27 protein-coding genes and 1 pseudogene are annotated in these 24,838 nt (G+C 67.4%); 14 read left to right on the forward strand and 14 right to left on the reverse strand.

Going from position 1 to position 24,838, the window contains the following annotated elements; genetic code table 11:
* Window positions 1-227 precede the first annotated feature (227 nt).
* The 5 genes from CA951_RS06555 to CA951_RS06575 all read right to left on the reverse strand — a co-directional run bounded on the left by CA951_RS06555 (window position 228) and on the right by CA951_RS06575 (window position 3,432).
* The gene (locus tag CA951_RS06555) at window positions 228-1,445 is read right to left on the reverse strand and encodes an NAD(P)/FAD-dependent oxidoreductase (protein ID WP_087556083.1); all 1,218 of its coding nucleotides are present in this window, start codon (window positions 1,443-1,445) and stop codon (window positions 228-230) included.
* A 46-nt stretch (window positions 1,446-1,491) separates the two neighbouring features.
* Complete coding sequence (locus CA951_RS06560) at window positions 1,492-1,785, reverse strand: putative quinol monooxygenase (RefSeq protein WP_087556084.1); 294 nt, start codon at window positions 1,783-1,785, stop codon at window positions 1,492-1,494.
* 247 nt (window positions 1,786-2,032) lie between these two features.
* Window positions 2,033-2,278 carry a hypothetical protein gene (locus CA951_RS06565; protein WP_087556085.1) on the reverse strand — a complete coding sequence of 82 codons (246 nt, stop codon included), beginning with the start codon at window positions 2,276-2,278 and terminating at the stop codon, window positions 2,033-2,035.
* Window positions 2,279-2,366: 88 nt separating this feature from the next.
* Entirely contained in the window at window positions 2,367-2,696 is a 330-nt protein-coding gene (locus tag CA951_RS06570) for a branched-chain amino acid transporter permease (RefSeq protein ID WP_087556086.1), read from the reverse strand.
* A complete protein-coding gene (locus tag CA951_RS06575) occupies window positions 2,689-3,432 on the reverse strand; it encodes an AzlC family ABC transporter permease (RefSeq protein WP_087556087.1) in 744 nt (247 codons plus the stop codon). Before CA951_RS06575 ends, CA951_RS06570 begins: the two co-directional genes overlap by 8 nt.
* Before the next feature lie 77 nt (window positions 3,433-3,509).
* Here CA951_RS06575 and CA951_RS06580 point away from each other — a divergent pair, with 77 nt between their 5' ends.
* The 6 genes from CA951_RS06580 to CA951_RS06605 all read left to right on the forward strand — a co-directional run bounded on the left by CA951_RS06580 (window position 3,510) and on the right by CA951_RS06605 (window position 9,739).
* Window positions 3,510-3,950: an Lrp/AsnC family transcriptional regulator gene (locus tag CA951_RS06580; RefSeq protein ID WP_005254660.1), complete on the forward strand. Its 441-nt coding sequence runs from the start codon at window positions 3,510-3,512 to the stop codon at window positions 3,948-3,950.
* Window positions 3,951-3,966: 16 nt separating this feature from the next.
* Window positions 3,967-4,950: a histone-like nucleoid-structuring protein Lsr2 gene (locus CA951_RS06585; protein ID WP_087556088.1), complete on the forward strand. Its 984-nt coding sequence runs from the start codon at window positions 3,967-3,969 to the stop codon at window positions 4,948-4,950.
* Window positions 4,951-5,109: 159 nt separating this feature from the next.
* Entirely contained in the window at window positions 5,110-6,477 is a 1,368-nt protein-coding gene (locus CA951_RS06590) for a hemolysin family protein (protein WP_087556089.1), read from the forward strand.
* On the forward strand, window positions 6,470-7,483 hold the full coding sequence (locus CA951_RS06595) for a hemolysin family protein (RefSeq protein WP_087556090.1): 1,014 nt from the start codon (window positions 6,470-6,472) through the stop codon (window positions 7,481-7,483). The genes CA951_RS06590 and CA951_RS06595 overlap by 8 nt, the downstream gene beginning before the upstream one ends.
* Before the next feature lie 37 nt (window positions 7,484-7,520).
* Window positions 7,521-8,051, forward strand: coding sequence for a hypothetical protein (locus CA951_RS06600; RefSeq protein WP_179220128.1), 531 nt, complete (start codon window positions 7,521-7,523; stop codon window positions 8,049-8,051).
* Between the two features lie 227 nt (window positions 8,052-8,278).
* Window positions 8,279-9,739 carry a PepSY domain-containing protein gene (locus CA951_RS06605; protein ID WP_087556375.1) on the forward strand — a complete coding sequence of 487 codons (1,461 nt, stop codon included), beginning with the start codon at window positions 8,279-8,281 and terminating at the stop codon, window positions 9,737-9,739.
* Window positions 9,740-9,760: 21 nt separating this feature from the next.
* Here the strand turns inward: CA951_RS06605 and CA951_RS06610 are convergent, their stop codons facing one another.
* Window positions 9,761-10,429, reverse strand: coding sequence for an AIM24 family protein (locus CA951_RS06610; RefSeq protein WP_087556092.1), 669 nt, complete (start codon window positions 10,427-10,429; stop codon window positions 9,761-9,763).
* A gap of 21 nt (window positions 10,430-10,450) precedes the next feature.
* A complete protein-coding gene (locus tag CA951_RS06615; RefSeq protein ID WP_087556093.1) occupies window positions 10,451-10,927 on the reverse strand; it encodes an Lrp/AsnC family transcriptional regulator in 477 nt (158 codons plus the stop codon).
* Window positions 10,928-11,061: 134 nt separating this feature from the next.
* Between CA951_RS06615 and pdhA the strand changes: the two genes are divergently transcribed.
* From pdhA to lpdA, 4 genes are read left to right on the forward strand one after another with little or no spacing between them, the layout of a single operon-like run.
* Window positions 11,062-12,198, forward strand: a complete 1,137-nt coding sequence (gene pdhA, locus CA951_RS06620) for a pyruvate dehydrogenase (acetyl-transferring) E1 component subunit alpha (RefSeq protein WP_087556094.1) — start codon at window positions 11,062-11,064, stop codon at window positions 12,196-12,198.
* Window positions 12,199-12,201: 3 nt separating this feature from the next.
* Complete coding sequence (locus tag CA951_RS06625) at window positions 12,202-13,206, forward strand: alpha-ketoacid dehydrogenase subunit beta (protein WP_087556095.1); 1,005 nt, start codon at window positions 12,202-12,204, stop codon at window positions 13,204-13,206.
* A complete protein-coding gene (locus tag CA951_RS06630) occupies window positions 13,203-14,432 on the forward strand; it encodes a dihydrolipoamide acetyltransferase family protein (RefSeq protein WP_087556096.1) in 1,230 nt (409 codons plus the stop codon). The genes CA951_RS06625 and CA951_RS06630 overlap by 4 nt, the downstream gene beginning before the upstream one ends.
* Entirely contained in the window at window positions 14,433-15,806 is a 1,374-nt protein-coding gene (gene lpdA, locus CA951_RS06635) for a dihydrolipoyl dehydrogenase (RefSeq protein ID WP_087556097.1), read from the forward strand. It abuts the gene before it with no gap.
* A gap of 253 nt (window positions 15,807-16,059) precedes the next feature.
* On the opposite strand, the gene CA951_RS06640 is transcribed toward lpdA, so the two are convergent.
* The 3 genes from CA951_RS06640 to CA951_RS06650 form a co-directional block, all read right to left on the reverse strand.
* Window positions 16,060-16,380, reverse strand: coding sequence for a hypothetical protein (locus CA951_RS06640; protein WP_087556098.1), 321 nt, complete (start codon window positions 16,378-16,380; stop codon window positions 16,060-16,062).
* Window positions 16,381-16,420: 40 nt separating this feature from the next.
* Window positions 16,421-16,735, reverse strand: a complete 315-nt coding sequence (locus CA951_RS06645; protein WP_087556099.1) for a hypothetical protein — start codon at window positions 16,733-16,735, stop codon at window positions 16,421-16,423.
* 282 nt (window positions 16,736-17,017) lie between these two features.
* On the reverse strand, window positions 17,018-17,893 hold the full coding sequence (locus tag CA951_RS06650; RefSeq protein ID WP_179220129.1) for a hypothetical protein: 876 nt from the start codon (window positions 17,891-17,893) through the stop codon (window positions 17,018-17,020).
* A 500-nt stretch (window positions 17,894-18,393) separates the two neighbouring features.
* Between CA951_RS06650 and CA951_RS06655 the strand changes: the two genes are divergently transcribed.
* Window positions 18,394-18,828 (forward strand): VOC family protein, encoded by a 435-nt coding sequence (locus CA951_RS06655; RefSeq protein WP_087556101.1) that lies wholly within the window; start codon window positions 18,394-18,396, stop codon window positions 18,826-18,828.
* A gap of 12 nt (window positions 18,829-18,840) precedes the next feature.
* Here CA951_RS06655 and CA951_RS06660 read toward each other — a convergent pair whose 3' ends face one another.
* Complete coding sequence (locus tag CA951_RS06660; RefSeq protein ID WP_087556102.1) at window positions 18,841-19,680, reverse strand: nucleotidyltransferase domain-containing protein; 840 nt, start codon at window positions 19,678-19,680, stop codon at window positions 18,841-18,843.
* A gap of 38 nt (window positions 19,681-19,718) precedes the next feature.
* Here CA951_RS06660 and CA951_RS06665 point away from each other — a divergent pair, with 38 nt between their 5' ends.
* Window positions 19,719-20,114, forward strand: coding sequence for a VOC family protein (locus CA951_RS06665; protein WP_087556103.1), 396 nt, complete (start codon window positions 19,719-19,721; stop codon window positions 20,112-20,114).
* Between the two features lie 10 nt (window positions 20,115-20,124).
* On the opposite strand, the gene CA951_RS06670 is transcribed toward CA951_RS06665, so the two are convergent.
* Window positions 20,125-21,273, reverse strand: a complete 1,149-nt coding sequence (locus CA951_RS06670) for an aromatic acid exporter family protein (protein ID WP_087556104.1) — start codon at window positions 21,271-21,273, stop codon at window positions 20,125-20,127.
* Between the two features lie 276 nt (window positions 21,274-21,549).
* Between CA951_RS06670 and CA951_RS06675 the strand changes: the two genes are divergently transcribed.
* Window positions 21,550-21,717, forward strand: a complete 168-nt coding sequence (locus CA951_RS06675; RefSeq protein ID WP_179220124.1) for a hypothetical protein — start codon at window positions 21,550-21,552, stop codon at window positions 21,715-21,717.
* Between the two features lie 424 nt (window positions 21,718-22,141).
* Here CA951_RS06675 and CA951_RS43315 read toward each other — a convergent pair whose 3' ends face one another.
* Window positions 22,142-22,414 (reverse strand): hypothetical protein, encoded by a 273-nt coding sequence (locus CA951_RS43315; RefSeq protein WP_087556106.1) that lies wholly within the window; start codon window positions 22,412-22,414, stop codon window positions 22,142-22,144.
* 6 nt (window positions 22,415-22,420) lie between these two features.
* On the opposite strand from CA951_RS43315, the pseudogene CA951_RS06685 reads away from it, so the two are divergent.
* Window positions 22,421-22,744, forward strand: a pseudogene (locus CA951_RS06685) (transposase); the annotation flags it as partial.
* Window positions 22,745-23,099: 355 nt separating this feature from the next.
* Here CA951_RS06685 and CA951_RS06690 read toward each other — a convergent pair.
* A complete protein-coding gene (locus CA951_RS06690) occupies window positions 23,100-24,746 on the reverse strand; it encodes an NAD(P)/FAD-dependent oxidoreductase (protein WP_087556107.1) in 1,647 nt (548 codons plus the stop codon).
* Window positions 24,747-24,838 lie beyond the last annotated feature (92 nt).

Raw genomic sequence — 24,838 nt, forward strand, 5'->3', positions numbered from 1 at the left:
GTGTAGCGGGATGCACTGCCGCATCCTCGACCGGCTCAGCAGGCGGTGCGGTCGCGGTGTCTCACATACGAGATCGAGTGCATGGCACCACTATGGCACCACGATGGCATCAACGCAAGACATAGATGGCTCACATAGCATGCGGCGCGGCACCATGCAGTGAAAAGTTGCTGGTCGGGAAGCGACCAAGTCGATCGGCGCAGGATGTCTTCAGACGGCCCGGACGATCACTGTCCGGGGTCGGGTCGTGCCTGCAGCACCGGCGCGGCGGCGGCCAGCAGCGCATCGCGGTCGCGGTTCAACGGCGGATAGATGCGCTGGGTGTTGATGGTGACCTTGGTGGCTTTGGCCTGCGCGCCGCGCGTCACGACCTGGCGATCCCACCCCTCGGTGTACACCGCGCCTGCCGGTCCGAGGTCGAGAATGGTCGCGTACCAGGGGATCCGGAGCGGCAGCATCGGCTCGTCGAGCAGATCGCTGACGACGTTGTAGCCCGCGTAGCGACCCATCGGGCGCCCGTGCTGGCACGACATCACCGACAGGTGACCCTCGTCCACCCGCGCCGCGGCGACGTCACCGGCGGCGAACACGCCGGGCGAGCCGATCACGCGCAGATAGTCGTCGACCGGCAGGCGGCCGAGCCGGTCGCGCTCGGCATCGAGTTGTGCGGTCAGCGGGTTCGCCCGCATGCCCGCGCACCACACGACGGTCTCTGCGGCCAGCACCTCGCCGGAGGAGAGCGTCACCCCGTGCTCGTCGACGGCTGCGACGCCGACACCGGTCATCGTCTCGACGCCGTTGTCGGACAGGCCCGCTTCGATCACCGGTCGCGCCGAGTCCCCCATGTCGGAACCGACGTGGGGGTTGTGGTCGATCAGCACCACCCGCGGTTCGCCGTGACAGGTCTTCGCGAGCATTCCGGGCAACTCGGACGCCGTTTCGATGCCGGTGAGTCCGGCGCCGACCACCACCGCGGTCGCCGCGCCGGCGCCCGCTCGGCCGTTGGACAGTGTGGCCAGGTGGCGTTGCAACTTCATCGCGCCGTCGTACGTGTCGACGTCGAAGCCGAATTCCCGCAGACCGGGGATGTCGGGTTTCGCCACCCGACTGCCCAGCGCCAGGACCAGGCGGTCGTACCGCTGCGTGCCCCCTGCCCCGTCGCCCGAGACGGTGACAGTGCGCGCCGCGGTGTCGATCGCCGTCACCTCGGCGGTGATGTGCCCGACGCCGACCGGGTCGAGCAGGTCGGCCAGCGGGATGCGGCACGCGCTCAGGTCCGCCTCGTAGTTGCGGACCCGGATGTCGTGGAACGGCTTCGCGCTGATCACCGTGACATCGACGGTGCCCGCGGCGCCGAGTTCGTCGAGCCGCCGCGCTGCCCCCAGCGCGGCCCACAACCCGGCGAACCCCGAGCCGAGGACGAGGACGCGATCGGAATCGGTCACCCTGCCATCGTGCCAGGTCTAGGCCGCGACGACTGCCGGATCGCGGTCATTCGCCGAACAACGACCGCTCGTCGGCGACGTCGTACTCGGCTACCGACGCCGTGAGCATCGCCGCGCCCTGCTCGTCGCTGGGGCCGCTGCTGCGGAAGGCGTCGACCGCCGCTTGCGACTCCCAGCGCTCGAAAATGTTGATCCGGCGGGGGTCGATCAGGTCGGCGGAGATCGCGAAGTCGAGGCAGCCGGCCGCGCCGCGCGCCTGTTCGACGACGGTCACGCAGCCGGCGAGGTAGGACTCGCGCTGCTCCGGTTCGACGGTGAGGTGCCCTGCGACGATGACCATGGGTTCGCTCCCGGTTCGGGTAGTCGGACGCTTGTTCCGGAGTCGGGGTGATTTTCGGGGGCGCGGAAGATCGCGGAATATCTCCGAGGGCGGTACTGTTGAACGCGCTGACGGTGTCGGACATACCCCGGGTACCACATTAAATTCGTCGCCTAGAGCGACCACTTGCCGAGAGGCGATATGACGGCACCGTCGCAGAAGCCGCCGGCACCTTCGGGTGCCGGCGGTTTTCGTTGTGCGGTGGACCTTACTTTTCCTTCTTTTCTTTCCCGAGGCGGGCGGCGAGCATCGCCTTGCCCAGATCGCCGCCCTTCCGGCTGACGGCCTGGGCGCGGCGGAAGAAGTCGGCCAACTCGGCGTCGCCGTCCATGTCGGCGTCGGAGATGTAGCCCTCGAGACGCAGCGCGTTGCTCAGTGAGGCTTCGACGAACCAGATCAGGTTGTAGTCCTTGTCCCGTAGACCCGTAACCGAACCGGCATCTTGTTCACTCATCAGTGCGTCCTTCCCGAGAAACGGCCGACTGTCTTGTGGTTCCTGCCTACCCGTGTGGTTGCATCGTAGAACGTGAGGCGCGCCGGGCTCAGGCGAATGCCCAGTTCATCAGGACGACGTAGAGACCCGTCCCGACGACGATCGAGAGCACCGCATTCTTGCGCCACAGGTGTACCGCGGCCGTGGCCCCCACCGCGATCAGTTCGGGGATTCCGTGCGACGGGGCGGCGACGGAGACGTTCTTCAGCGAGTACGCAACCAGGATCAGCATGATCCCGGCGGGCATGTAGACACCCAGGTAGCCGACGAGCGCGGACGACCGCAACGGCATGACGATCGCGAACGGGATCGCCCGCAGGGCGAACGTGATCACTGCCATGATCGCGACGGCCGCGAGGATGTAGCCGGCGTCAGGCATCGGCGGGCACCTTTCTGCGTGTGACGAAATACCGGACGACGAGCAGGCTCACGAATGCGCCCATCGCGATCGGCAGCATGTGTTCGGCGTCGACGAGTCGCGCAGTCAGGGCGCACGCCACGGCGATCGTGGGAATCGCGAAACCGCTCTGGGCCCGGATCGCCTCGATGGACAGCACGACGAACAGTGCGGTCAGCGCGAAGTCGAGTCCGACGATGTTATCCGGGATCCACTGTGCTGCAGTCGCTCCGAGAATCGCCCCACCGATCCAGTACGCGTGGAGATACAGCTGCGAGTACACGATGACCCGACCGGTCATCGACCTCCGGTCGCCGGTGACCGACATGGCGTACGCCTCGTCGGTCAGCGCGAACATGCTGTAGAGCCGGGCGAGCCGGCCCTTGACCCGGTCGAGGGGAAAGCTCAAGGCGTAGAACACGTGCCGGAAGTTCACCAGCAGTGCGGTCAGTGCGATGTAGGGGAGTGGCGTCAGGGTGGCGACCATGCCGACCGCGATGAATTCGAGGGAACCGGCGTAGATCAGCGAGGTGAAGACCATTGCCCACCAGGGGTTGAGTCCCTGCTGGACGACGAGCACCCCGAGGGCGATCCCCAGCGGAACCAACCCGATCCCGACGGGGAGGGACGCCTGAAGGGCCCGACGCCATTCCGGGGTGTGCCGGTGGTCGGGGTCGACGACTGCGGTCGTGGAAAAGGGGGCTGGATCGATCACCACGCAAATCTATAGCAACTATCCCGGTGCACGATTGCGAGCGAATGCCCATAAGTGGCCTCGTGCGCAATAATAGTGCGATGGATGATATCGATCACGCAATTCTCGACCACCTGCGCAACGACTCCAGTCTGACCAACACCGAATTGGCAGATTTGGTGGGTCTGACTCCCTCCCCGTGCCTGCGCAGGGTCAAGAAACTCGAGGCGGACGGCGTCATCACCGGCTACCGCGCCATCGTCAGCCAGGAGGCGCTGGATCGGGGATTCCAAGTGATCGTCACCGCCGAGATCGGCGTGAACGACCAGGCGACCATCGAGCAGTTCGAGTCCCGGGTCGCCGCCTTCGACGAGGTGATCGAATGCCGCAGGCTGTTCGGGATCCCCGACTACTTCATCCGGGTCGCGGTCCGCGACCTCGCGACGTACGAGAACTTCATGGCCACCAAGCTCAGCGGACTCCCGGCGGTGTCGCGGGTGACGTCGCTGATCACGATGAAGACCATCAAGAGCGCCGACTGACCTTTATTCTGGCGGTATGCCCGACGACCTGCTGATCGCGCGGAATCCGGACGCTGATTCGACGCTTCCCTATCTGGTGCGGGTTCCGCTCGGACCGGGCGGCATTGTCGTCAAGGCGAAGCAGCCCTGGCCCCGCGCATCCAAGGTCTACTGCCACCGGGCCGACGAGTGGCCCGCCGACGCCGAGATCTTGGAGCGGCTCGAGGTTCGTTCGTGCACCCGGCGAGGTCCCGCGATCGACCTGGTGCTCACCCGTGCCCGGGAGAACCGCTCGCAGTTGGTCATGACCCGGGCGCGGGGCCGGGAGATGATCTTCTGGCAGTCGCCGCGCACCGCCAAGCAGGCGAGGCCCGCCGTCACGGTGCCGACGGCGCGGGCTCACGGCCGCGTCCTCGACATCGTCGTCGACACCGCCGAGAAGTATCCGTACACGTTCGGGAAGCAGCAGGCGACCACGGTCCGGCGACGGTTGTCGGCGGGGGACTACGCGGTCGAGGTCGGCGACGAGATCGTGGCAGTGGTGGAACGCAAGACGATCGAGGATCTTGCGGCGAGCCTGCTGTCCGGGCGGATGACGTACGCGGCGGCCGAGTTGAGCGCACTGCCTCGGGCCGCTGTGGTGGTCGAGGACCGGTACAGCCGACTGTTCAAGCTGGAACACGTCAGCGGCGCCAGGGTTGCGGAGGCGCTCGCCGAATTGCAGGCCCGGTTTCCGGCACTGCCGGTGACGTTCTGCGAGACACGGCAACTGGGGCAGGAGTGGACGTACCGCTGGCTGGGCGCCTGCCTGCACGAGTGGGAGTCGGCTCGGGCGACCAGCGATCTCGAAACGACGTTCGCGACGGCGCCTCCCGTGGCGCCCGCGAAAGTGGACGTGCAGCGCCCCGCGGTCGTCCGCGCCTGGGCTCGGACTCAGGGCATCGAGGTGTCGGAGAAGGGTCGGATCCCGGCGGCGGTGATGCGCGCGTTTTCGGCGGCTCACGCCGATCGATACCGGTGAGGCTGCGCACCCCTCGTGCTAAAAGGTAAAGGGTCCTTTACTATGGGTGGCTCGTACTCCTATTACAGAGAGAGCCGTGACCAGCGCTTCGCGCCCCCGAAGACCCAGCCCGCCCCAGAGTGATCACCGCAGTCCCGGATGCAGGACGCGGGTGAAGCCATGGTGACCGTCCTGAGCATCGGCTTCGGCGTCGTCGTCGTATTACTGATCACCGCCCTGACCGGCTATTTCGTCGCGCAGGAATTCGCGTACATGTCGGTCGACCGTTCGCGGCTCAGGGCCAGGGCCGAGGCGGGAGACCCGGGTGCCGCACGCGCACTGGGCGTCACCCGCCGCACCTCGTTCATGTTGTCCGGCGCCCAGTTGGGCATCACGGTCACCGGTCTGCTCGTCGGTTATGTCGCCGAACCCCTGATCGGGCGTGGTCTCGGCGAACTCCTCGGCGGTGTCGGCATCCCGACCGCGGTCGGGATCGGTGTCGGTGCCGTCCTCGCCGTCCTGTTCTCCACCTTCGTCCAGATGCTGTTCGGTGAGCTGTTCCCGAAGAACCTGGCGATCGCCCGTCCCGAACCGGTGGCGCGATGGCTCGCGCTGTCGACCACCGTCTACCTGAAACTCTTCGGCTGGCTGATCTGGTTGTTCGACCAGTCGTCGAACCTGCTGCTGCGGGCGCTGCGGATCGAGCCGGTGCACGACGTCGAACACTCGGCGACCGCGCGGGACCTCGAGCACATCGTCGCCGAGTCCCGCGACGCCGGGGAGCTGCCACGGGAACTGTCGACCCTGCTCGACCGGATCCTCGACTTCCCCACCCGCACCGCCGGGCACGCCATGATTCCCCGCGCCCACGTCGACACCGTCCGGGCCGACGAACCCCTGAGCAGCGTGCTCGGGAAGATGGGCGCCGGCCACACCCGCTATCCCGTCGTCGGGACCTCCTCCGACGACCTGCGCGGCGTCATCCACCTCCACGACCTGCTCGGCGAACAGTCCGACGGGGTGGCCGCGTCCCGGGCCCGCGCGGCCGTCGTCGTGCCGACGTCGCTGCCGCTGCCCGACGTGCTGGAACAGCTGACGGCTGCCCGCGACGAGATGGCCCTCGTCGTCGACGAGTACGGCGGTTTCGCCGGCGTCATCACGATCGAGGATCTCGCGGAGGAACTCGTCGGTGAGATCGCCGACGAACACGATCCCGACGGCGACGCGTCCGTGACGGGCTCCGAGTCCGAGGGCTGGACGATGCCCGGCGACCTGCACATCGACGAGGTGGAGCGCGTCCTCGGGCACGACCTGCCGTCCGGTGACTTCGAGACGCTCGCCGGCGCCGTCATCGCGGAGTTCGGTGGTCTCCCCGTCGTCGGGGATGTGGTCGCGATCCGATTGAACCCGGATCCGGCCGACCTGATCACCGACGCCGACCCACCCGCCCGCAGCCTCGTCGCCGAGGTGCGGGCGGTCGACAAGCACGTTCCGTCCTCGCTGTTCGTGAGGCTGCGCGTCCTGGAAAGCGAGACGACCGATGAGTAATCCCTGGGTCGTCGTGGTGGTCACCGTCGGGTTGATCGCGGCCAGCGCGTTCTTCGTGGCGATCGAGTTCGCGTTGATCGCTGCCCGTCGCCACCGACTCGAGGACGCCGCCCCCACCAGTCGGGCGGCGCGGGCCGCCCTGCGCAGCGCGTCCGAGCTGTCGGTGTTGCTGGCCGGATCCCAGCTGGGCATCACCGTGTGCACCCTCGCGCTCGGTGCCGTCACGAAGCCGGCCGTGCATCACTGGCTGACCCCGGCGTTCGCGGGGTGGGGTGCCCCGCTGTGGCTGGCGGACGTCCTCGGATTCGTCCTCGCCCTGATCATCGTCACGTTTCTGCATCTCGTCGTCGGCGAGATGGCACCGAAGTCGTGGGCGATCGCGCATCCGGAGAAATCGGCGACCCTGCTGGCGATCCCGATGCGCGGATTCATGTGGGCCACCCGCCCGCTGCTGCTGGTGCTGAACCGGATGGCGAACCGGTGCCTGCGACTGTTCGGCGTGGAACCGGTCGACCAGGTCGGGGCGGGCCAGGATCCCGACGCGCTGCGTCACCTCGTCGAGCACTCCGCGACCGTCGGCACGCTCGACGAGCGGTACCACGGCCAGTTGACCAGTGCCCTGGAACTCCAGTCGCTCACCGTGCGGGACATGGTGCGGCCGAACACCTCCCCGAGCAGCGTCCCCCCGGATGCGACCGCGGCGGCGATCAAGGCGGCCGCGGATCGAAGCGGCCACCTCCGGCTGCTCGTGCGCGACGACGACGGGATCAAGGGTGTGGTGCACGCGCGGGACAGCCTCCGGGCAGGCACCGCGGTGACGGCCGCCGACCTGATGCGTCCTGTGCTGACCCTCGACGCGGACGCCGCCGTGTACGAGGCGTTGCACACGATGCGCGAGACCCGCAGCCATCTCGCGATCGTCACCGACGACGGGCAACTGATCGGTGTCGTCACGTTGACGGACGTCCTCGCGCGTCTGCGTCCGGCCGCGGGGGCGTCCGCCTGACCTTCGTGCCGGGCGCGGGAGGCGGTACCCTCGCTGGGTGAATTCACGGTTGGATGTGGTCGCGCAGGTGCGCGGCTCCGTCGTGGGTTCACTGTCCGGCGCGGTCAGCATCGCCGCGCACGGTATCGCCGGCGGCGGAATGCCCCCGAGCGACGGTTCGGTGGTGCTGCTTCTCGCCGCGTGCGCCGCGGTCGGCGCGTCGGTCGCCGCCATCCGGGTGGCCAGCCGCGAATGGTTGTTCGTGCTGTCGGTGCTCGCAGTGGGCCAGTTGATCGGCCACACCACGCTGGCGTTGGCGGCCGATCATGCGCACGGCCTGGGACTGTCGACGCCGATGATCGCCGCGCACATCGTCGCCATTGCAGTGGCCGCGGTGCTGGTCCGATCGGCCGAACGTGCCTGTCTGCGGGCCCTGGCGGCGCTGTCGCGCATCGTTCTCGCCGTCCTGGCTCCGTTGCAGGTCGATACCGGCACCTGGTCGGCGACCCCGGTCTACCGCGCGAAGCTGTCGTTGTGGTTGCTCGTCGCCGCGGGCGCCGGCACCCGCGGACCACCCACCCTCGTCTAGACGACCCCTTTCCTCACCGCCTTCCGGCGCACACCTCAGTCGTGTGAGTCGCCGGTCCGGCGTGTTCCCACTCGGCATCAGGCGACTCCCAGGCGAGCCGCGGTGCCGACCCCTCCCGAGTCGGTGCGTCCTTGACGCGTCACCTCGAGCTGTCGGCGCACCTTCCCCGTGCGCCGCCTCGAGGGCGCTGGGTGCCCCGGCTCACCCGAACTCGAATCGAGATCAACATGTCCGTCCCTGAGCTCGAACGCGACAAACCGGTCGCGCCCGCCCCGGTGCCGAAGGACTCCTCGCCGCCGCGCAGTCTCCGGCCACTGATCCTGCGACTGCATTTCTACGCGGGGATTCTGGTGGCACCGTTCCTGGTGATCGCCGCCGTCAGCGGCGGCCTCTACGCCCTCGCGCCGTCCGTTGAGCAGTTGGTCTACCGCGACTACCTGCATGTCGACTCGACGGGCCCCGACCTGCCGATGTCCGAACAGGTGCGGGCCGCGCAGCGGGTTCGCCCGGACCTTGCCGTGGCGGCCGTGCGCCCGGCGACCGAACCGGGTGACACGACGCAGGTGATGTTCACCGACCCCGGGCTGGGCGAATCCGAACGCCTCGCGGTCTTCGTCGATCCCGCCACCGCGCGGTCGAAGGGCGAACTGGTGGTCTACGGCAGCAGCGGGGCGCTGCCGATGCGGACCTGGATTTCGCAGTTGCACCGGCACCTGCACCTCGGTGAGCCCGGACGTATCTACAGCGAGCTCGCCGCGTCGTGGCTGTGGGTCATCGCGCTCGGCGGCGTGTACCTGTGGGTGCAGCGGTACCGCACGACCCGGGCCCGGAACACGGACGTCGCCAGGCTGTGGACGCTCGACCGGTCGAGCCGCGGCCGCAATCGCACCCTTAGCTGGCACGGGGTGGTCGGCATCTGGATCGCGGTCGGGCTCGTGTTCCTCTCGGCGACGGGCCTGACCTGGTCGCGGTACGCGGGCGAGAACGTCGGTGAACTCCGCTCCGCCCTGAGCTGGACCACCCCCAAGATCGACAAGAAACTGGACTCGGCGCCGAATCCCGGCGGCGCAGCATCGGGCGGTCACGACGGGCACGGCGCGGGGCATAGCCCCGCGTCGGATCCGGGGATCCTCGACACGAACGTGGGCGAACTCGACACCGTCCTCGACGTGGCTAGGCGCAGCGGTGTCACCGGTGCCGTCGAGGCGACCGTTCCCGCGGACGCGGGCACCGCATTCACGGTCACCCAGACCCGGGAGCCGTGGCAGTTCTCGACCGACTCGATCGCCGTCGACGGGGCCACGGGCACGGTGGCGGACGTGTCGCGATTCGCCGACTGGCCGCTCGCCGCGAAACTGACGTCCTGGGGCATCGCCCTGCACATGGGCTTGCTGTTCGGTCTGCTCAACCAGCTGATCCTGGCCGCTCTCGCAGTGGCGTTGCTCGCCGTGATCGTCCGCGGCTACGTCCTCTGGTGGCGGCGCAGGCCCACCCGCGGCACCGTCCGGGCGGTGGGCAGACCGCCGGCGCGCGGCACGTGGCGTCGCATCCACCCTGTCGCGGCCCTGTCCGGAGTCGCCTGCGTCGTCCTCGTCGGCTGGTTCGTCCCGCTTCTGGGACTCAGCCTCGTCGCGTTCCTGCTCGTCGACGTCGCCGTCGGCGCCCTCGGCCGCACCCGGGCCGGGTGATCGACAGGGGCACCCGCGCGGTCACGCCTTGGGAATCGGGTGCCCCTCCGAGGCCTGCACGACGACGACGCCGTTTCCGGTGAGGCACAACTGGTACGCCTCACCGGATCCGCGGCCGATCGCGGCGGCCATCTTCGCCGTCTTCCGGATCGTCGAGTGCAGGCCGGTCGACCACAGCACCGCGCTCTGCATGTCGACGTAGGTGGGCGTGTCGACGTTCAGGACGACGGGAGTGCCGTACACGGTGACGGCGAGAACACCGCGCCCGGTGAACGTGGTGTTGAACAGTCCGCCGCTGAGCATCGACGCGCCCTCGACACGGTGGATGTCCCAGCTCAGCGAGCTGTCGAACGCGAGGACGTTGGAACCGTTGACGGTCACCGACTCGTCCTCGAGTTCGAGCAGGAAGATCTCGTCGGCGTCGCGGGCGAGGAACACGTCGCCGCTGCCGGACACCTTCATCAGCGACATGCCCTCACCGGTGAACGCCTTCTTGAAGAACTTCCCGACTCCGCCGCTGCCCTCGTACGAGAAGTCGACGTCACCCTGGTACGCGACCATCGCTCCCTGCCGGGCGAAGAAGTGGCCACCGGTTCCGGTCAAGTCCACCTTGAGCATTCGGGGATTCTGGAGCACGAAGGTGCCCGGTTCACCATTGCGTTCCGCGTTCTGCATCAGGTCGCTGCGCATGCTGCGATCGTATCCGCCGCGTCAACGAACCCATTCCGGTCCGGGGCCGCTGGCTTCCTCGAAGATCAGCCACGTCTTGGTCGCCTGCACACCTTCGAGACTCTGCAACCGCTCGAGGACGACGTGACGCAGTGCGCTGTTGTCCGGTGCGCGGACGAGGACGAGAACGTCGAAATCGCCGCCCAGTAACGAGAAGTGCTCGACGAACGGCAGGGTCCGCAGCTGGGTGGAAATTCCCCGCCACGAGTCCTGCCTGATCGACAGGGCGATGAACGCGGAGGAGCCCAACCCCGCCTTGGAGTGCGAGATGCGGGTGGTGAAACCTTCGATGATCCCGGCTTCCTGCAATCGCTCGATGCGGACGTACGCGTGGGCGCGGGAGATGTGGGCCTTCTCCGCCAGCGCTCGCATCGAGATGCGGCTGTCGGCGACGAGTTCCTTGATGATGCGTCGGTCGATCGCGTCGAGTTCGTACGTGTCCGCTGTGCCCTCGGCCATCTGTCCATCCCTGCTGTGGTCGCTCAACTCCGGTGAGACATTCTGCCCCCGACAGGCCGATTCTAGGCCATTTGTCTCTGATTTTGCCCAGTCGTTGTCGATAGGTCGTTCAGTTGCGAGCATTGACGAACACAATGCATCTGGAGGTAGACGTGACGCTCGTAGAGCCGCCCCTGGCGAGGCCGTATCGGAAGTTCCTTCCCGCGGACAGCGCCGTGCAGTATCTGGATTCGGCGGGCGAGCTCACCGGGAGCGAGGCCCGGTACCCGAGGCCGAGCGATCACCGTCTGGTGGAGATGCACCGGAACATGGTGCTGGGCAGGCGTTTCGATCAGCAGGCGACGGCCCTGACCAAGCAGGGCCGGCTGGCGGTGTATCCGTCCTCGCGCGGCCAGGAGGCCTGCCAGATCGCGGCGGCGATGAGCCTGCGGCCCGCCGACTGGATGTTCCCCACCTACCGCGACTCGGTGGCGCTCGCCGCCCGCGGCATCGACCCGGTCGAGATCCTCAGCATGCTGGCCGGCGACTGGCACTGCGGCTACGACCCGGCCCGGCACCGCAGCGCACCCCAGTGCACCCCGCTGGCCACCCAGTTACTGCACGCCACCGGTGTGGCGTACGGCGAAAACCGCAGGGGCCGAGACACGATCGCCCTGGCGTTCTGCGGCGACGGCGCGACCAGTGAAGGCGACTTCCACGAGGCCCTCAACTTCGCGGCCGTGTTCAAGGCCCCGGTGGTGTTCCTGGTGCAGAACAACGGATTCGCGATCAGTGTGCCGCTCGCCCGGCAGAGCGCCGCACCCACGTTGGCGCACAAGGGCGTCGGCTACGGAATCGGCAGCGAGCAGGTCGACGGCAACGATCCGATCGCGATGCTCGCCGTGATGGACGAGGCGGCGAACTTCGTCCGGGCCGGCAACGGACCGGTCATCGTCGAGGCCCACACCTACCGGATCGACGCGCACACCAACGCCGACGACGCCACCCGCTACCGCGATTCGTCCGAGGTGGAGCAGTGGCTCGGACGCGACCCGCTGACCCGGCTCGAGAAGTATCTGCGCGGCCGGGAACTGCTCGACGACAGATCCGTCGACGCCCTGGCCGCCGAGGCCGACACTGCCGCCGCGACTCTGCGCGCCGGGATGAACGTCGACCGGCCCCACGACCCGCTCGATCTGTTTCGGCACGTGTTCGCCGAACCCACCCCACAGTTGCGCGAACAGCAGGCGCAGGTGCAGGCCGAACTGGCCGCCGAATCCGAGGAGCACTGAATCATGCCCACACTCACCATGGCTCAGGCCCTGAACACCGCGCTGCGCGACGCTCTCGCCGCGGACGAGAACGTCGTCGTCTTCGGTGAGGACGTCGGCACCCTCGGCGGCGTCTTCCGGGTCACCGACGGACTCACCCGCGACTTCGGCGACGACCGCTGCTTCGACACCCCGCTCGCCGAATCCGGCATCATCGGCTTCGCCATCGGCATGGCCATGGCCGGGTTCAAGCCGGTCGTCGAAATGCAGTTCGACGCATTCGCCTACCCGGCGTTCGAGCAGATCGTCTCCCACGTCGCGAAGATCCGGAACCGCACCAAGGGCGCGCTGTCGGTGCCGATCGTCATCCGGATCCCGTTCGCCGGGGGCATCGGCGGCGTCGAGCACCACTGCGACTCCAGCGAGGGCTACTACGCGCACACCCCGGGGCTGAAGGTGGTGGCCCCGTCCACCGTCGAGGACGCCTACACCCTGCTGCGGGCCGCGATCGACGACCCGGACCCGGTGATCTTCCTCGAGCCGAAACGGCTGTACTTCTCCCGCGCCGACGTCGATCTCGCGGTGGGCGCACCGCTCGGGCAGGCCGCCGTCCGGCGTGCCGGACGGGACGCGACGCTCGTCGCGTACGGTCCATCGGTGACCGTCGCGCTCGAATCCGCCGAGGCCGCCGCGGCGGAGGGCCACGACCTCGAGGTGATCGACCTGCGGTCGATCGTGCCGTTCGACGACGAGACGGTCATGGCGTCGGTCCGGAAGACCGGACGGTGCATCGTCATTCAGGAGGCGCAGGGCTTCGCCGGTGTCGGCGCCGAGATCGCCGCCCGCATCCAGGAACGCTGCTTCCATCACCTGCACTCCCCGGTGTTGCGGGTCAGCGGATTCGACATCCCGTACCCGGCGCCGAAACTCGAACGCCTGCACCTGCCGAACGTCGACCGCGTCCTCGACAGCGTCGACCGATTGCAGTGGAACGATTCCGCCGACACCCGGTGGGCGGTGACCGCATGAGTAACCAGGTCTTCCTGCTCCCCGACCTCGGTGAGGGACTCACCGAGGCCGACATAACCGAGTGGCGAGTCCGGGTCGGCGACACCGTCACCGTCGACCAGGTGGTTGTCGAGGTCGAGACCGCCAAGGCCGCGGTCGAGGTGCCGATTCCCTTCGAGGGCACGGTGATCTCCCTGCACGGCGACGAAGGCTCGACGCTGAAGGTGGGCACCCCACTGATCACCGTCAGCGGAACCCCCGCCGCGCACGAGCAGTACCGCGAGGAGGAACGCGCCGGGAGCGGCAACGTGCTCATCGGATACGGCACCAGTGAGGACACCCGCCGGCGTCGGCGTCGTGTCGCCGCGAACCGTGAAGTCACGCAGGTCCACAAGGCTTCTGCGACCCGCGTCATCTCGCCGGTCGTCCGCAACCTCGCGCGGCAGAACGACCTCGACCTGTCGCGGCTGCCGGGCAGTGGTCCCGGCGGGGTGATCAACCGCGCCGACGTCGAGCGGGCACTCGCCACGACACCCGCCACCGACGCAGTTGACGCGCAGCGGATACCGATCAAGGGCCTGCGCAAGGCGGTCGCCGACAAGCTGTCGACGAGCCGCCGCGAAATTCCGGACGCGACGACGTGGGTGGATGTGGACGCCACCGATCTCCTCGCCGCCCGCCAGTCGATCAACGCCGCACTGCCCGAGGACGACAAAGTCAGTCTGATGGCACTGCTCGCACGCCTGGCCCTCGCGGCGCTGGCGCGCTACCCGGAACTGAACTCGACGGTCGACACCGAACGCAACGAGATCGTCCGCTACCGTCACGTCCATCTCGGCATCGCGGCGCAAACCCCACGCGGGCTCGTCGTCCCGGTGATCGAGCGGGCCGACTCGCTCACGACCGTCGACCTCGCCCGGCAACTGCGCGACACCACGGCGCTGGCCCGCGAGGGAACGCTCCCGCCGTCGCGGCTGACCGGGGGCACGTTCACCCTCAACAACTACGGCGTGTTCGGTGTGGACGGTTCGACCCCGATCATCAACCATCCCGAGGCCGCGATCCTCGGTGTCGGTCGTATCGTCGACAAACCGTGGGTCGTGGACGGGCAGTTGGCGGTCCGGAAGGTGATGCAGGTGTCGCTGAGTTTCGATCACCGGGTGTGCGACGGCGGTGTCGCCGGTGGATTCCTCCGGCTGTTCGCCGACTACATCGAGAATCCGATCACCGTGCTGGGGAGGCTCTAGATGACCGCCACACACAGCGACGTCCTGATCCTCGGTGGTGGTTCCGGCGGCTACGCGTGCGCTTTCCGGGCCGCGCAACTCGGGCTGTCGGTCCGCCTGATCGAGGCGGACAAGATCGGCGGAACCTGCCTGCACCGCGGCTGCATCCCGACCAAGGCGCTGCTCCATTCCGCCGAGATCGCCGACACCGCGCGGACCGGTGCGGAGTTCGGCGTGCGAACCACGTTCGACGGCATCGACATCGACGCGGTACACCGGTACAAGAACGGCACGATCGATCGGTTGCACAAGGGACTGCAGGGCCTGGTCGCCCATCATGCGGTGTCCGTCGTGCGCGGGCACGGAAAGTATCTCGGAGACAGAACGATCGAGGTGGACGGCACCCGCTGGACCGGGACGTCCGTGGTGCTGGCCACCGGGTCCTACGCCCGGACGGTGCCGTCCATCGAGTGCGGTGAGCGCATCGTCACCAGCGATCAGGCACTGACTCTCGGGTTCGTCCCGGAGAAGGCCATCGTTCTCGGCGGTGGCGTGATCGGTGTCGAATTCGCCAGTGTCTGGGCGTCGTTCGGCGCGGACGTGACCATCGTCGAGGCCCTGCCTCGCCTGGTCGCGGCGGAGGATCCGTGGTGCTCGAAGCACCTCGAACGCGCGTTCCGCAAACGCGGGATCTCCACCCGTACCGGTGTCACGGTCGCCGCGGCGAAGGAATCCGCGGATGGCGTCCTCGTGGAACTCGCGGGCGGTGACACGCTCGAGGCGGACATCCTGCTGGTGGCGGTGGGGCGGGGTCCGCGCACCGGCGACTGCGGTTTCGTCGAACACGGCATCGCCCTGGACCGCGGGTTCGTCGTCACCGACGACCGGCTGCGCACCCCCGTCGACGGCGTATATGCCGTCGGGGACATCGTGGCCGGACTTCAGTTGGCGCACCGCGGTTTCCAGCAGGGAATCGTCGTCGCCGAGGAGATCGCCGGCCTCGACCCGGTTCCCGTGGCCGAGGAGCTGATTCCGCGGGTGACGTACTCGCACCCGGAGGTCGCGTCCGTCGGCCTCACCGAGGACGCCGCCCGGGAACGGCACGGCGACGCGACGTCCGTGGTGTACGACCTCGCCGGCAACGGCAAGAGCCAGATCCTGCGAACGTCGGGCGGGATCAAGGTCGTGCGGGCCGGGGACACCGGGCCGGTGGTGGGTGTGCACATGGTCGGCGACCGCGTCGGCGAACTGATCGGCGAGGCTCAGCTGACCGTCGCGTGGGAAGCCCTGCCCACCGATGTGGCGCCGTTCGTCCACGCGCACCCCACGCAGAACGAGGCGCTCGGCGAAGCAATGCTCGCGCTGTCGGGGAAGCCACTGCACGCGCACGGCTGAGCGCGTCGGGACGATCGAGCGCCGGTCCACGGTTGAAATCGGGTGATCATCGGAAAACGACACAGGAGCGTGATGGCATTGTGGATGAGGGAGCCTTGGTCGGTTGGAACGGGCATGTCGCCGGGTCGTCTCGCATCGACTTGGCGTGCGCTGGGCCGGTTTCGTGTGCATCGATAGGTTCTGAACGAGATTGACAGAACGGAACTGGAAGGGCCCGCCCGGGGAGGCCGGGCAGGGCTTTCCGGTGTTCGGGTCAGCTGTCGAAGAATCCGGTGATGAAGTCGTGGAGGAAGTTGGCGCCGATCTCGTTCCAGGTGGTCGGCGTCGGCCGGTTCGTTTCGGGCTCGTAGGCCAGTTCCCATCCGCTTGCCTGTCCGGGCATCGATCCGCAGCGTGCATAGGTGCCGGGGTGGGCTTGGTGGTAGGCGTTCTCGGCTTTGATGCAGTCCGAGTAGGTCGGGTAGCCGGTGATGTATTCCGTGGCGTTGGCGGTCGGGGCCAGCAGGAGGGCGGGTGCGCTGATGATTGTGGCGGTTGCCAGGGTCGTGGCCGCGGTGCGGGTGAGGTGCTTCATTAGAGATCCTGTCTCGGGGCTGAGGGTGGCGGGGGCGGTGTCAGCTGCCGAAGAATCCGCCGAACGCCGGCGGTGTGGGCTGCGGGTTGGACTTCAGCTTCGGGATGTCGGCCGGGTCGTACTTCAGTTCGGTCTGCCCGTCTGCGGTTCCGGCTTTCATCAGGCACGAGGTCCGCAGCCCCGGGTAGGCCTCACGGAGCGCCTTTCCCGCGTTCGCGCAGGCCGTCGATGACGGGTAGGTGGTGTAGACCGGGGTCGCGCCGGCAGCCGGGGCGAGGGCCAGTGCAGGCGCGGCGAGGATCGCGGCGGTGGCCAACGCGGTCGCCGCGGTACGGGTGAGGGTGCGAAGGTTCATGTGTGAATCCTTTTCTCGTCGGTAATGGGGGCAGGGGTGTGTGTCGGCAAAGTGGGTTGCGGGTGTGGACCGCAGTCGGTCGTGATTTCTGATGCCGGGCATGCTGTGACACCGCGACAGGGATCGGCCCCAGAGCGCTCATCGAGTCGCGTCGGATCGGTATTCCGGAACTCGAGGTGATAGTCCGCTACAGCGATCAGGGCGGAAGTCGATCAACTTCGGATTACGTTGGACCAATCGGTTTTAGTGCTTCTCGGAGGCTTCACTATGGGTGTTGGTGTGCTAGCTGCTGCCGAAGCCTGACAATGAGCCCGTCCCGGGGGAAGGAGGGGGAGTCGTCGGGCTGATAGCTGGGGCAACGGCGACGTCGGTGGGTAGGTTGAATCCGGTCCCGATAGTTGTTTGGCCGCCGCCGTCTGCCGGCACCATCACCACTCTGTGGTTGCTGCTGTCGGCGATGTACACGTTCGCCGCACCATCGACTGCGACCCCGGATGGTCCGTTGAGGTCGGTGCCGACTTCGGTGTGGGGTCCGCCATCGACGGGTACCCTGACGACTCGACTGTCGCCCTGGTTGGCGATGTAGACGTTGCCGGCGTTGTCGACCGCTACGCCATCCGGCCGGTTGAGTTCGGCGGCGACAGTGGTCTGGGGGCTTCCGTCGGCGGGGACCTTGACCACGGTTCCGCCGTCGAAGTTGGCGATGAACAGGTTTCCGGTGGTGTCGACAGCGATCCCTGAGGGCGTGCGGAGGTTGGTGCCGACGGTTGTCTGAGCCCCGCCGTCATAGGGCAGTCTGAGTACTCGTTGGTGAAGAGTGTCGCTGACGAATACGTCTCCGGCGGCGTTGACTGCGACCCGAGTCGGGGCGTACAAGCCCGTGTCGAGGACGATGGTTTGGGTGCCGTCGGGTGTCACCTTGACCACCCGATTATTAGAGGTGTCGGCGATGAACACGTCACCTCGGGTATCGACGGCCACACCGTTCGGCTGGTTCAACCCGCTACCGACCGCAATCTGCTCGCCAGCTCCTGGTGCAATGCCGACGACCTGATTCAAGATGACGTCGGCGACGTAGACGGTGACCGGTGGCGTCACCTCGGCCGCCGCCGCCGGAGCAGCGGACAACACACCGCCAGCGGTAACGCTCGTCAGCATTGCGCCCACCAGCACGCCGGCTGTGAGCATCCCTACCCGTCGGCACCCGGGAAGCGCTCGGGAGGGTGCCGAGGCGACCTCAATCCACGAGGAATGCAGCGGCAGAGACATCGACAGTTCTCCTCAGTAAGGGCGGTTCGAAGACCGTAAGACGTGACGACCGCGCATTACCGGGTATCGGCAAGTTGCGGACATCCAGACTGTAGTTCAAACTTCGATCACCGCCGCACATCCCTGGCGATTGAAGTGGCCGTGTCTTCGATGATGAGAAGCTAACGGGGCGAATGTCATTCAGGTGAATGACAACCGGAATTGGGTGAACTCCGGACCGCCGAGGCGCTGGGCGAAGCGATGCTCGCGCTGGCGGGGAAGCCGTTCCATATGCACGGCTGAGCGCGACGTCGTCGATGCGCCGGCGTGCGGTGCGGAACAGTGCCACTATCTGATGCGGAGCATTTCGCTACCCAGGTACACCGCCCAGCTACGGAGGAATTCGCATCATGGACTGGACTCTCGAAGTGGTCGTTCTGCCCGTCAGTGACATCGATCGATCCGTTGCGTTCTACCGCGACAAGCTCGGTTTCCATCTCGATCACGACACCCGCAACGAGCACATGCACGTCGTTCAGCTGACGCCGACCGGTTCGGGGTGCTCGATCGTGATCGGCGACCTCCCGTCACACACGGAGATGGCGCCGGGGTCGATGAGGGGATTGCAGTTGGTGGTCGCCGACGCGACCGCGGCCCGGCAGGAGTTGCTCGACCGGGGTGTCGAGGTCAGCGAGATCACCGTGTTCGACGAGCGTGACGGGGGAACGTTCTTCGGATTCGCCGATCCCGACGGCAATACATGGGCGGTCCAGCAGATCAGGGCGCGGGCGGAGAAGCCGCTGATTCCGGTCGAGGCCCGCGGGCGGTTCGGGGAGGACGGCTGAGGGTGCGCGCGCTCAGGTGAGTGGGCAGGCGTCGCGGGTGTCCGCGACGAGCAGTTCGGCCAGGGCGAGAGCGGCGGTCAAGTCGTCCGGTGTCGTGCCGAGCCGGCCGAGCACGGCGTGAGCGCGAACGCTGAAATCGGCCGGTGCGTTCGGCAGGGCGCCGGCGGCGGCTACGGCGCCCTTCTCGCTGATGAGCCAGCGCCGGGCGTGCGCGTGGAGGGCGTGGGCGCACAGGCACACCGCGCGAAACAGGCAGCCCGCCACGTACGTCGTGTCGGCTCGCGGGATTGCCTTGCGGCCCAGCACGGTGACGAACTCCGCCTCCCACAGTCCGCGCCGCACCAGCGCGTCGCGCAGCGCGTCGGGGTAGTGCTGCATGTCGGTGCGAAACTCGCCGAGCTGTCTGGACGGATCGGCGAGGATCACCGCCGACGCGAGTTCGCCCGCGTACGCGAAGTCCGCGAATCCGAACGGGTGACCGGTCTGGGCGTGGAACCCGTACACCCCCTGTTGCGCGTCCCGCCACACCGCGGCCACCCGGTCGAGGTCGCGGTACAGCCAGTCCACCGCCCGGCCGTCGTACGACAGCCACGCCCCGCCGTCGACCCACGGACCCCATTCGCCCGTACGGGTCGCCGACGTCCCGGCGCCCGCCCACTCCTGCGCGAGCGCGGTCAGCCCGTGGGTGTCGAGCGCCCCGCGGTAGTAGACGCCGAGGTCGTAGTCGGATTCCGCCGTGTGGGTGCCGCGGGCGCGGCTGCCGCCGAGGGTGACGCCGACGACGCCGTCGACGCGACACAACCGTTCGGCGAGGGGCCGCAGCACCGCATCCTGAAAATCCACACCCCACATCGTCCACCCCGGCCCGGCGCAGCGGATAAATTCGGATCATGCTCATCCTGGGAACGACCGTGATCGGGGCACGCGACGTCGACCGCGCAATCAGGTTCTGGACCGAGGCACTCGGACTGACCGCGCGCCCGCCGGTCGGCGACAACAATTTCACCAACCTGACGCGGCCCGACGGCCGACCGGTGCTCGGGATCCAGCAGAGCGAACACGACGCGGAACCCGAGCCGCGGCTGCACCTCGACCTGCACGCCCGCGACAGCGACGATCAGGCCGCCGAGATCGAACGACTCGTCGGTCTCGGCGCGCAAAGGGTGCTGTGGGACCGCTACCCGGAGGACTCGGACTTCGTCGTGCTGGCGGACACCGAGGGCAACCGGTTCTGCGTCATCGACAACTCCCGCGCGCCGGAAGAGTGCCGGCTCGAGCTGTCCTGAAATCGACGGACTACGCCGCGCCCGCGTACTGGGCGGGACGGGGCAGCATCGGCCGGCAGACGGCGCGCGGGATGCCGCACACCTCGAAGAAGTCGATGACGATCGATCGGACCTGCGCGGAGACGACCGCCGCGGAGAACCCGGCCGAGATCTCCTGCTGCGGCAGTGCGCGCGCGAAGCGTTCGAGTTCGTCGCTGATCTGAATTTCGTTGGGCTTCTTCGCGGGCGTCGTCGTGAGGATCATCAGCCGCATCCGGTCGGCGAGGTGCGCCAGTTCGGAGACGGCGTCCGCCAACTGCGGGTCCACCCGCTCGCCGTCGTATGTCGCGATCAGGGCCCGCCGGACCAGAACCCGGGTGTTGCGTGCGGCGTTGTCGATCGGGTCCGCGATCGACGCGAGCCGGCCGATGCGGCGGCGTCCCCGCCAGTGAATCGGTGAGATCCGCGCCACCTCGGAGCCGGACCGGAGTTCGACGCGCATGCTGTCGATGGTCGACTGCGTCGAACGGGCAAGTGCGAGAGCGTCCTCCAGCGCGGAGACGTCACCGGCAGCCAGCCCCTTCGACGTCTGCCGGAGGGCCGCGGCCACGCTGTCCAGCACCGAGGCGGCGCACCGGCGTGTCCGTCGGACGGGGTCGGTCGGCAACACGGCCAGCGCCACCAGACTCAGCGCACCCCCGATCAACGCATCCACGACCCGGTCGAACGGATGCGCGGCGGTCGCGGACGCCATCGCCGCGACCAACGCCGCCGACGAACCCGACTGCAGCACGATCACCGAACCACCGTCGAGGAGCACCGCCAGCGACATGGCCACCGCCACCACGAGGCAGATCTGCCACGGACCGTTGCCGATGTACCGCACGACGACGTCCGACACGATCGTTCCGATGGTGACACCGGCGATGAGTTCACCGGCCCGGCGGCTGCGGGCGCCGCGCGCGACGCTCAGACACACGACCGCGGCCAGCGGGGCCAGCAACGGTTGCTCGTGACCGGCCACCTCGACCGACACCCACCACGCCGCCCCCGCGGTGACCGCCGTCTGCGCAATCGGCACCAGGTACCCCGCGAAGCGAAGCAACGCGGTGCGCAGCGACGGCCACGCGGTGGAACCGGCACGTCGGAGGAGGCCGAGTATCGAGATGAGCTGGAGCACAGTGGTACAGCTTTCTGGACGATCACACGCGGGCAGGAGCACGTTCACCGCAAATCCTGTCCTGAATTTCTTACGCGCGTGTAAAAGTGGCCCCTTTCATTGCGCAGATCACGTTCTGCCACCGGTTTCGGGCGATGCAGGTCACAACGGGTGAACGCGGTTTGGAATCTTCGTGATTCAAACCACTCGCCGGGGTCGTGAGCAACCGTACGATTCCCCCACATGTGCGGGGAAATCCCTTCTCCGTGAGTGAAGGGATTGCGCGCGTGCCCGAAAGTGGGAAGTAACGGAACCGGTGGTGTCGACGGCGAACAGCAGATCCCGTCGGGCGCGCGAGGGTACGACGGATTCGGCGGACACATCGGGCGGACCAGCGCGGAGTCGACGCCGTGGTGGAAGCCGGAGGCGAAGGCCCCGGCCCGCGCTGCGCTGCTCCCGGCCTGAACCCGCACCGCGCCGGATACGCGGACTGCACAGTGACTCTGCAAACCGTGAGCAGGAGGGCCCCGGTGGTGGCCGCGGGTTTCGTGTCCGGGCTGATGAACACCACCGCCGGGGTCGCACCCCCGGTGACGACCGACGCGCTCGCCTCCCGCTGGCCGCAACAAGCATTCGCCGCCACCTGCAACCGTTCTTCTTCACCGTCGCGGACCTGTCCCTGGTCACCAAACTCGCCTCCGGCGGCGCCGTCCACATCGATCCGAGGCTCGACCTGACCGCGGCCGCCGCCCTACTCGTTGGCGTCAAGATCGGCAGCGCACTGACCGGGTGCGTCGACCCCGCCCACGCCCGCACACTCGCTATTCGCCCTGGCTACGCCGGCGCAGCAGCCACCGTGCTACGGGCGATCATCTCGCTCTGAATGCCGTCAACGCCAGGCGTGGGTGACACGCGGACAATGATCGAAGTGTTTTGGCAGCAAAGCAAACCCGAGCAGCGGTACTGGTTCGCGCCGGATTCGACGATGCCCGGGGGAGGGCTCAACGGCTCGTCCGAGTCCACCGGGGGGGACCGAACCGGTGTCGAGTGCGGTGATGGCGTCGACCTCCTCCGCTGTGAGACTGAAGTCGAAGATGTCGATGTTCGCTGCGATCCGCCCCAGGTTCGCCGATTTGGGCGCGGCGATCAGGCCGAGGTCCATGTGCCAACGGAATGGATTCCCGTCGTGGACGTATCCGGGGCGAACACGCACGACAGCACGATGCTCCAACCGTTGGTGGCCGCGATCCCGGCGGTGAAATCCCGGCGTGGACCGCGCCGCCGCAAGCCGGGAAAGCTTCGCGCCGACAAGGGCTACGACTACGACAAACATCGTCGGTGGGTACGCGAACGGGGCATCGTTCCGCGGATCGCTCGCCTCGGCATCGAGAGAAATGATCGGCTGGGCCGGTATCGGTGGAAGATCGAACGCACCATTGCTTGGCTTACCGGCTACCGGCGCATGACCATCCGCTACGAACGCCACGAATAATCCGCCGGATTTCTCCACCTCGCCGCCGCACTCACCTGCTTCAAGAAACTTCCCACATGAGACACGCTCTAATTCGTTGTCAGCGAGGGCTTCTCATTAAGCTGTCAGAATCCTCAGTTTCAGTGCGTTGCTGCAGGAGGAGAGCTCACCGCGCAGCGACAAGCGCGGGCGGTCTCGCGGCCCTGGGCTGATTGCGGCGCCGGCTGCCGTCACCGCGCTCGGAGTAGGCATGTCCGAGGCGGGAAGCGTACCGGCAACCGTTCATCGTCAGGGTGGTCGGATGGTCTGCTCTTCTCGCCCGCTGCAGCTCGTGGGCCACGGATGATGCACCGCGGCCCACGTGAACTCCTTTGGATCAGTTCGTCTCGTAGGCGTCGTAGCCGTTGGCCTTGATGTCGTCCCAGCGAGCGAAGTACTGCGGCACACCCCCCGAATAGTTGAGCATCTGCGCCGGCTTGCCGGGCACGTTCGCGCCCCAGTACCAAGATCGTGCCTTTGTGAACATCGAGTTCAAGAACAGTTCGTCGACGTGCGCACGCCACTGCTTCTCCGACTCAGCGGTGTTCTCGAATCGGGTGATGTCGTGGTCGCGCAGATGCTGAAGGAACTCGACGACGATCTCGCCTTGGTACTCGGCGGACGTGGGGCCGTTGCAGAAACCGGACGGGCTCTGCGGGCCGTAGAGGAACATCATGTTCGGGAACCCGCGGGTGGACAGGCCCATGCAGGTGTCGACCCCGGACTTCCACTTGTCCTGGATGCTCAATCCGTCGACACCGTGGATGTCGATGGCCATGATTCCGCCACTGTTGTTGTCGAAGCCGGTGGCCAACACCAGCAGGTCGCAATCGATGACGCCCTCGTCGGTCTCGACGCCGTGGGGCAGCACCCGGCGGATCGGGGTGAGGTTGGAGTCGATGACATCGACGTTGCTCTGGTTGATGACGTCGAAGTAGTCCTGCTCGAGTGATGGGCGTTTGACTCCGTAGGGGTGCGGCGGTGTCTCGGGCGCCACGATCGCGGCCTTCTTCGGGTCGGTGACCCGCTCGTGGACCTTGCTGCGCCAGAAGTCGTAGAAGGTACGGTTGGCCTCCTCGTCGACGAGGATGTCCTGGAAAGTACCGAGCCACATCTCGAAACCACCTTCGGACCACATCTTCTCGTAGATCGCGTCGCGCTCCTCCTTGCTCAGGTCAGTGGCGTTCTGCGGCAGGAAGTCGAAGTCGAAGCCTGCGAAGGCCTTGTAGCGTGCCGCGAACCGCTCGGGCAGTCCTTTCCGGAAGTTCTCGTTGTCGTCGGGGCTGAGCGTGCGCTGCTGCATCGGAATCGCCAGGTTCGGGGTGCGCTGGAACACCGTGACGTGTTCGGCGACGTGACCGGCTTCCTGCACCACCTGCACGCCACTCGAGCCGGTGCCCATGACGACGACCTTCTTGCCGGTCATGTCCACGCCCTCCTGCGGCCAGCGGGCAGTGTGGTGGCATTCACCAGCGAACGAGTCGAGCCCTTCGAGATTCGGGTAGAGCGGCTTCGCACCGAATCCAGTGGCGACGATCACCTGACGTGCCTTCTGGACCTTGCCGTCCGCGGACCGCGCGGTCCACTCGCGAGAGGCCTCGTCCCACGTGCACGCCTCGGCGAAGGTATCGAACACGACGTCGCGCGTGAGATCCAGCTGCGAGTCGACGTGCTCGAAGTAGTTCCGGACTCCGGCGAAACCTGGATACAGTTCGGCGAAATCGTAACCTTTCCACAGGTCCTTGTGCGAGAACTGATAGATCTGTCCGGTGCTATCGGTGCGTGCACCGGGATAGCAGTTCCACCACCAGATTCCGCCTAATCCGCCGGCCGCGTCCCAGACCTTGACGGTGAAGCCGAGGTCGCGAAGCCGGTCCAGCGCATACAAGCCGGAGAAGCCTCCGCCGATGATCAGGACGTCGAGCACATCGTTGTCAGAGTGCGAGCCGGTGCGGGTGGCCGTGTCGGCCTGGGATGCCGTCATTGGTTCCTCCTCGAGGTTTCCCGGGACGTCTATTCCTGCCCGGACATGTATGACGTTAGAAGCGACGGTGTGATGTGAAGTGTCCGAAATCG

The sequence above is a fragment of the Rhodococcus sp. NCIMB 12038 genome, assembly GCF_002165735.1.
Lineage (GTDB): Bacteria > Actinomycetota > Actinomycetes > Mycobacteriales > Mycobacteriaceae > Rhodococcus_F.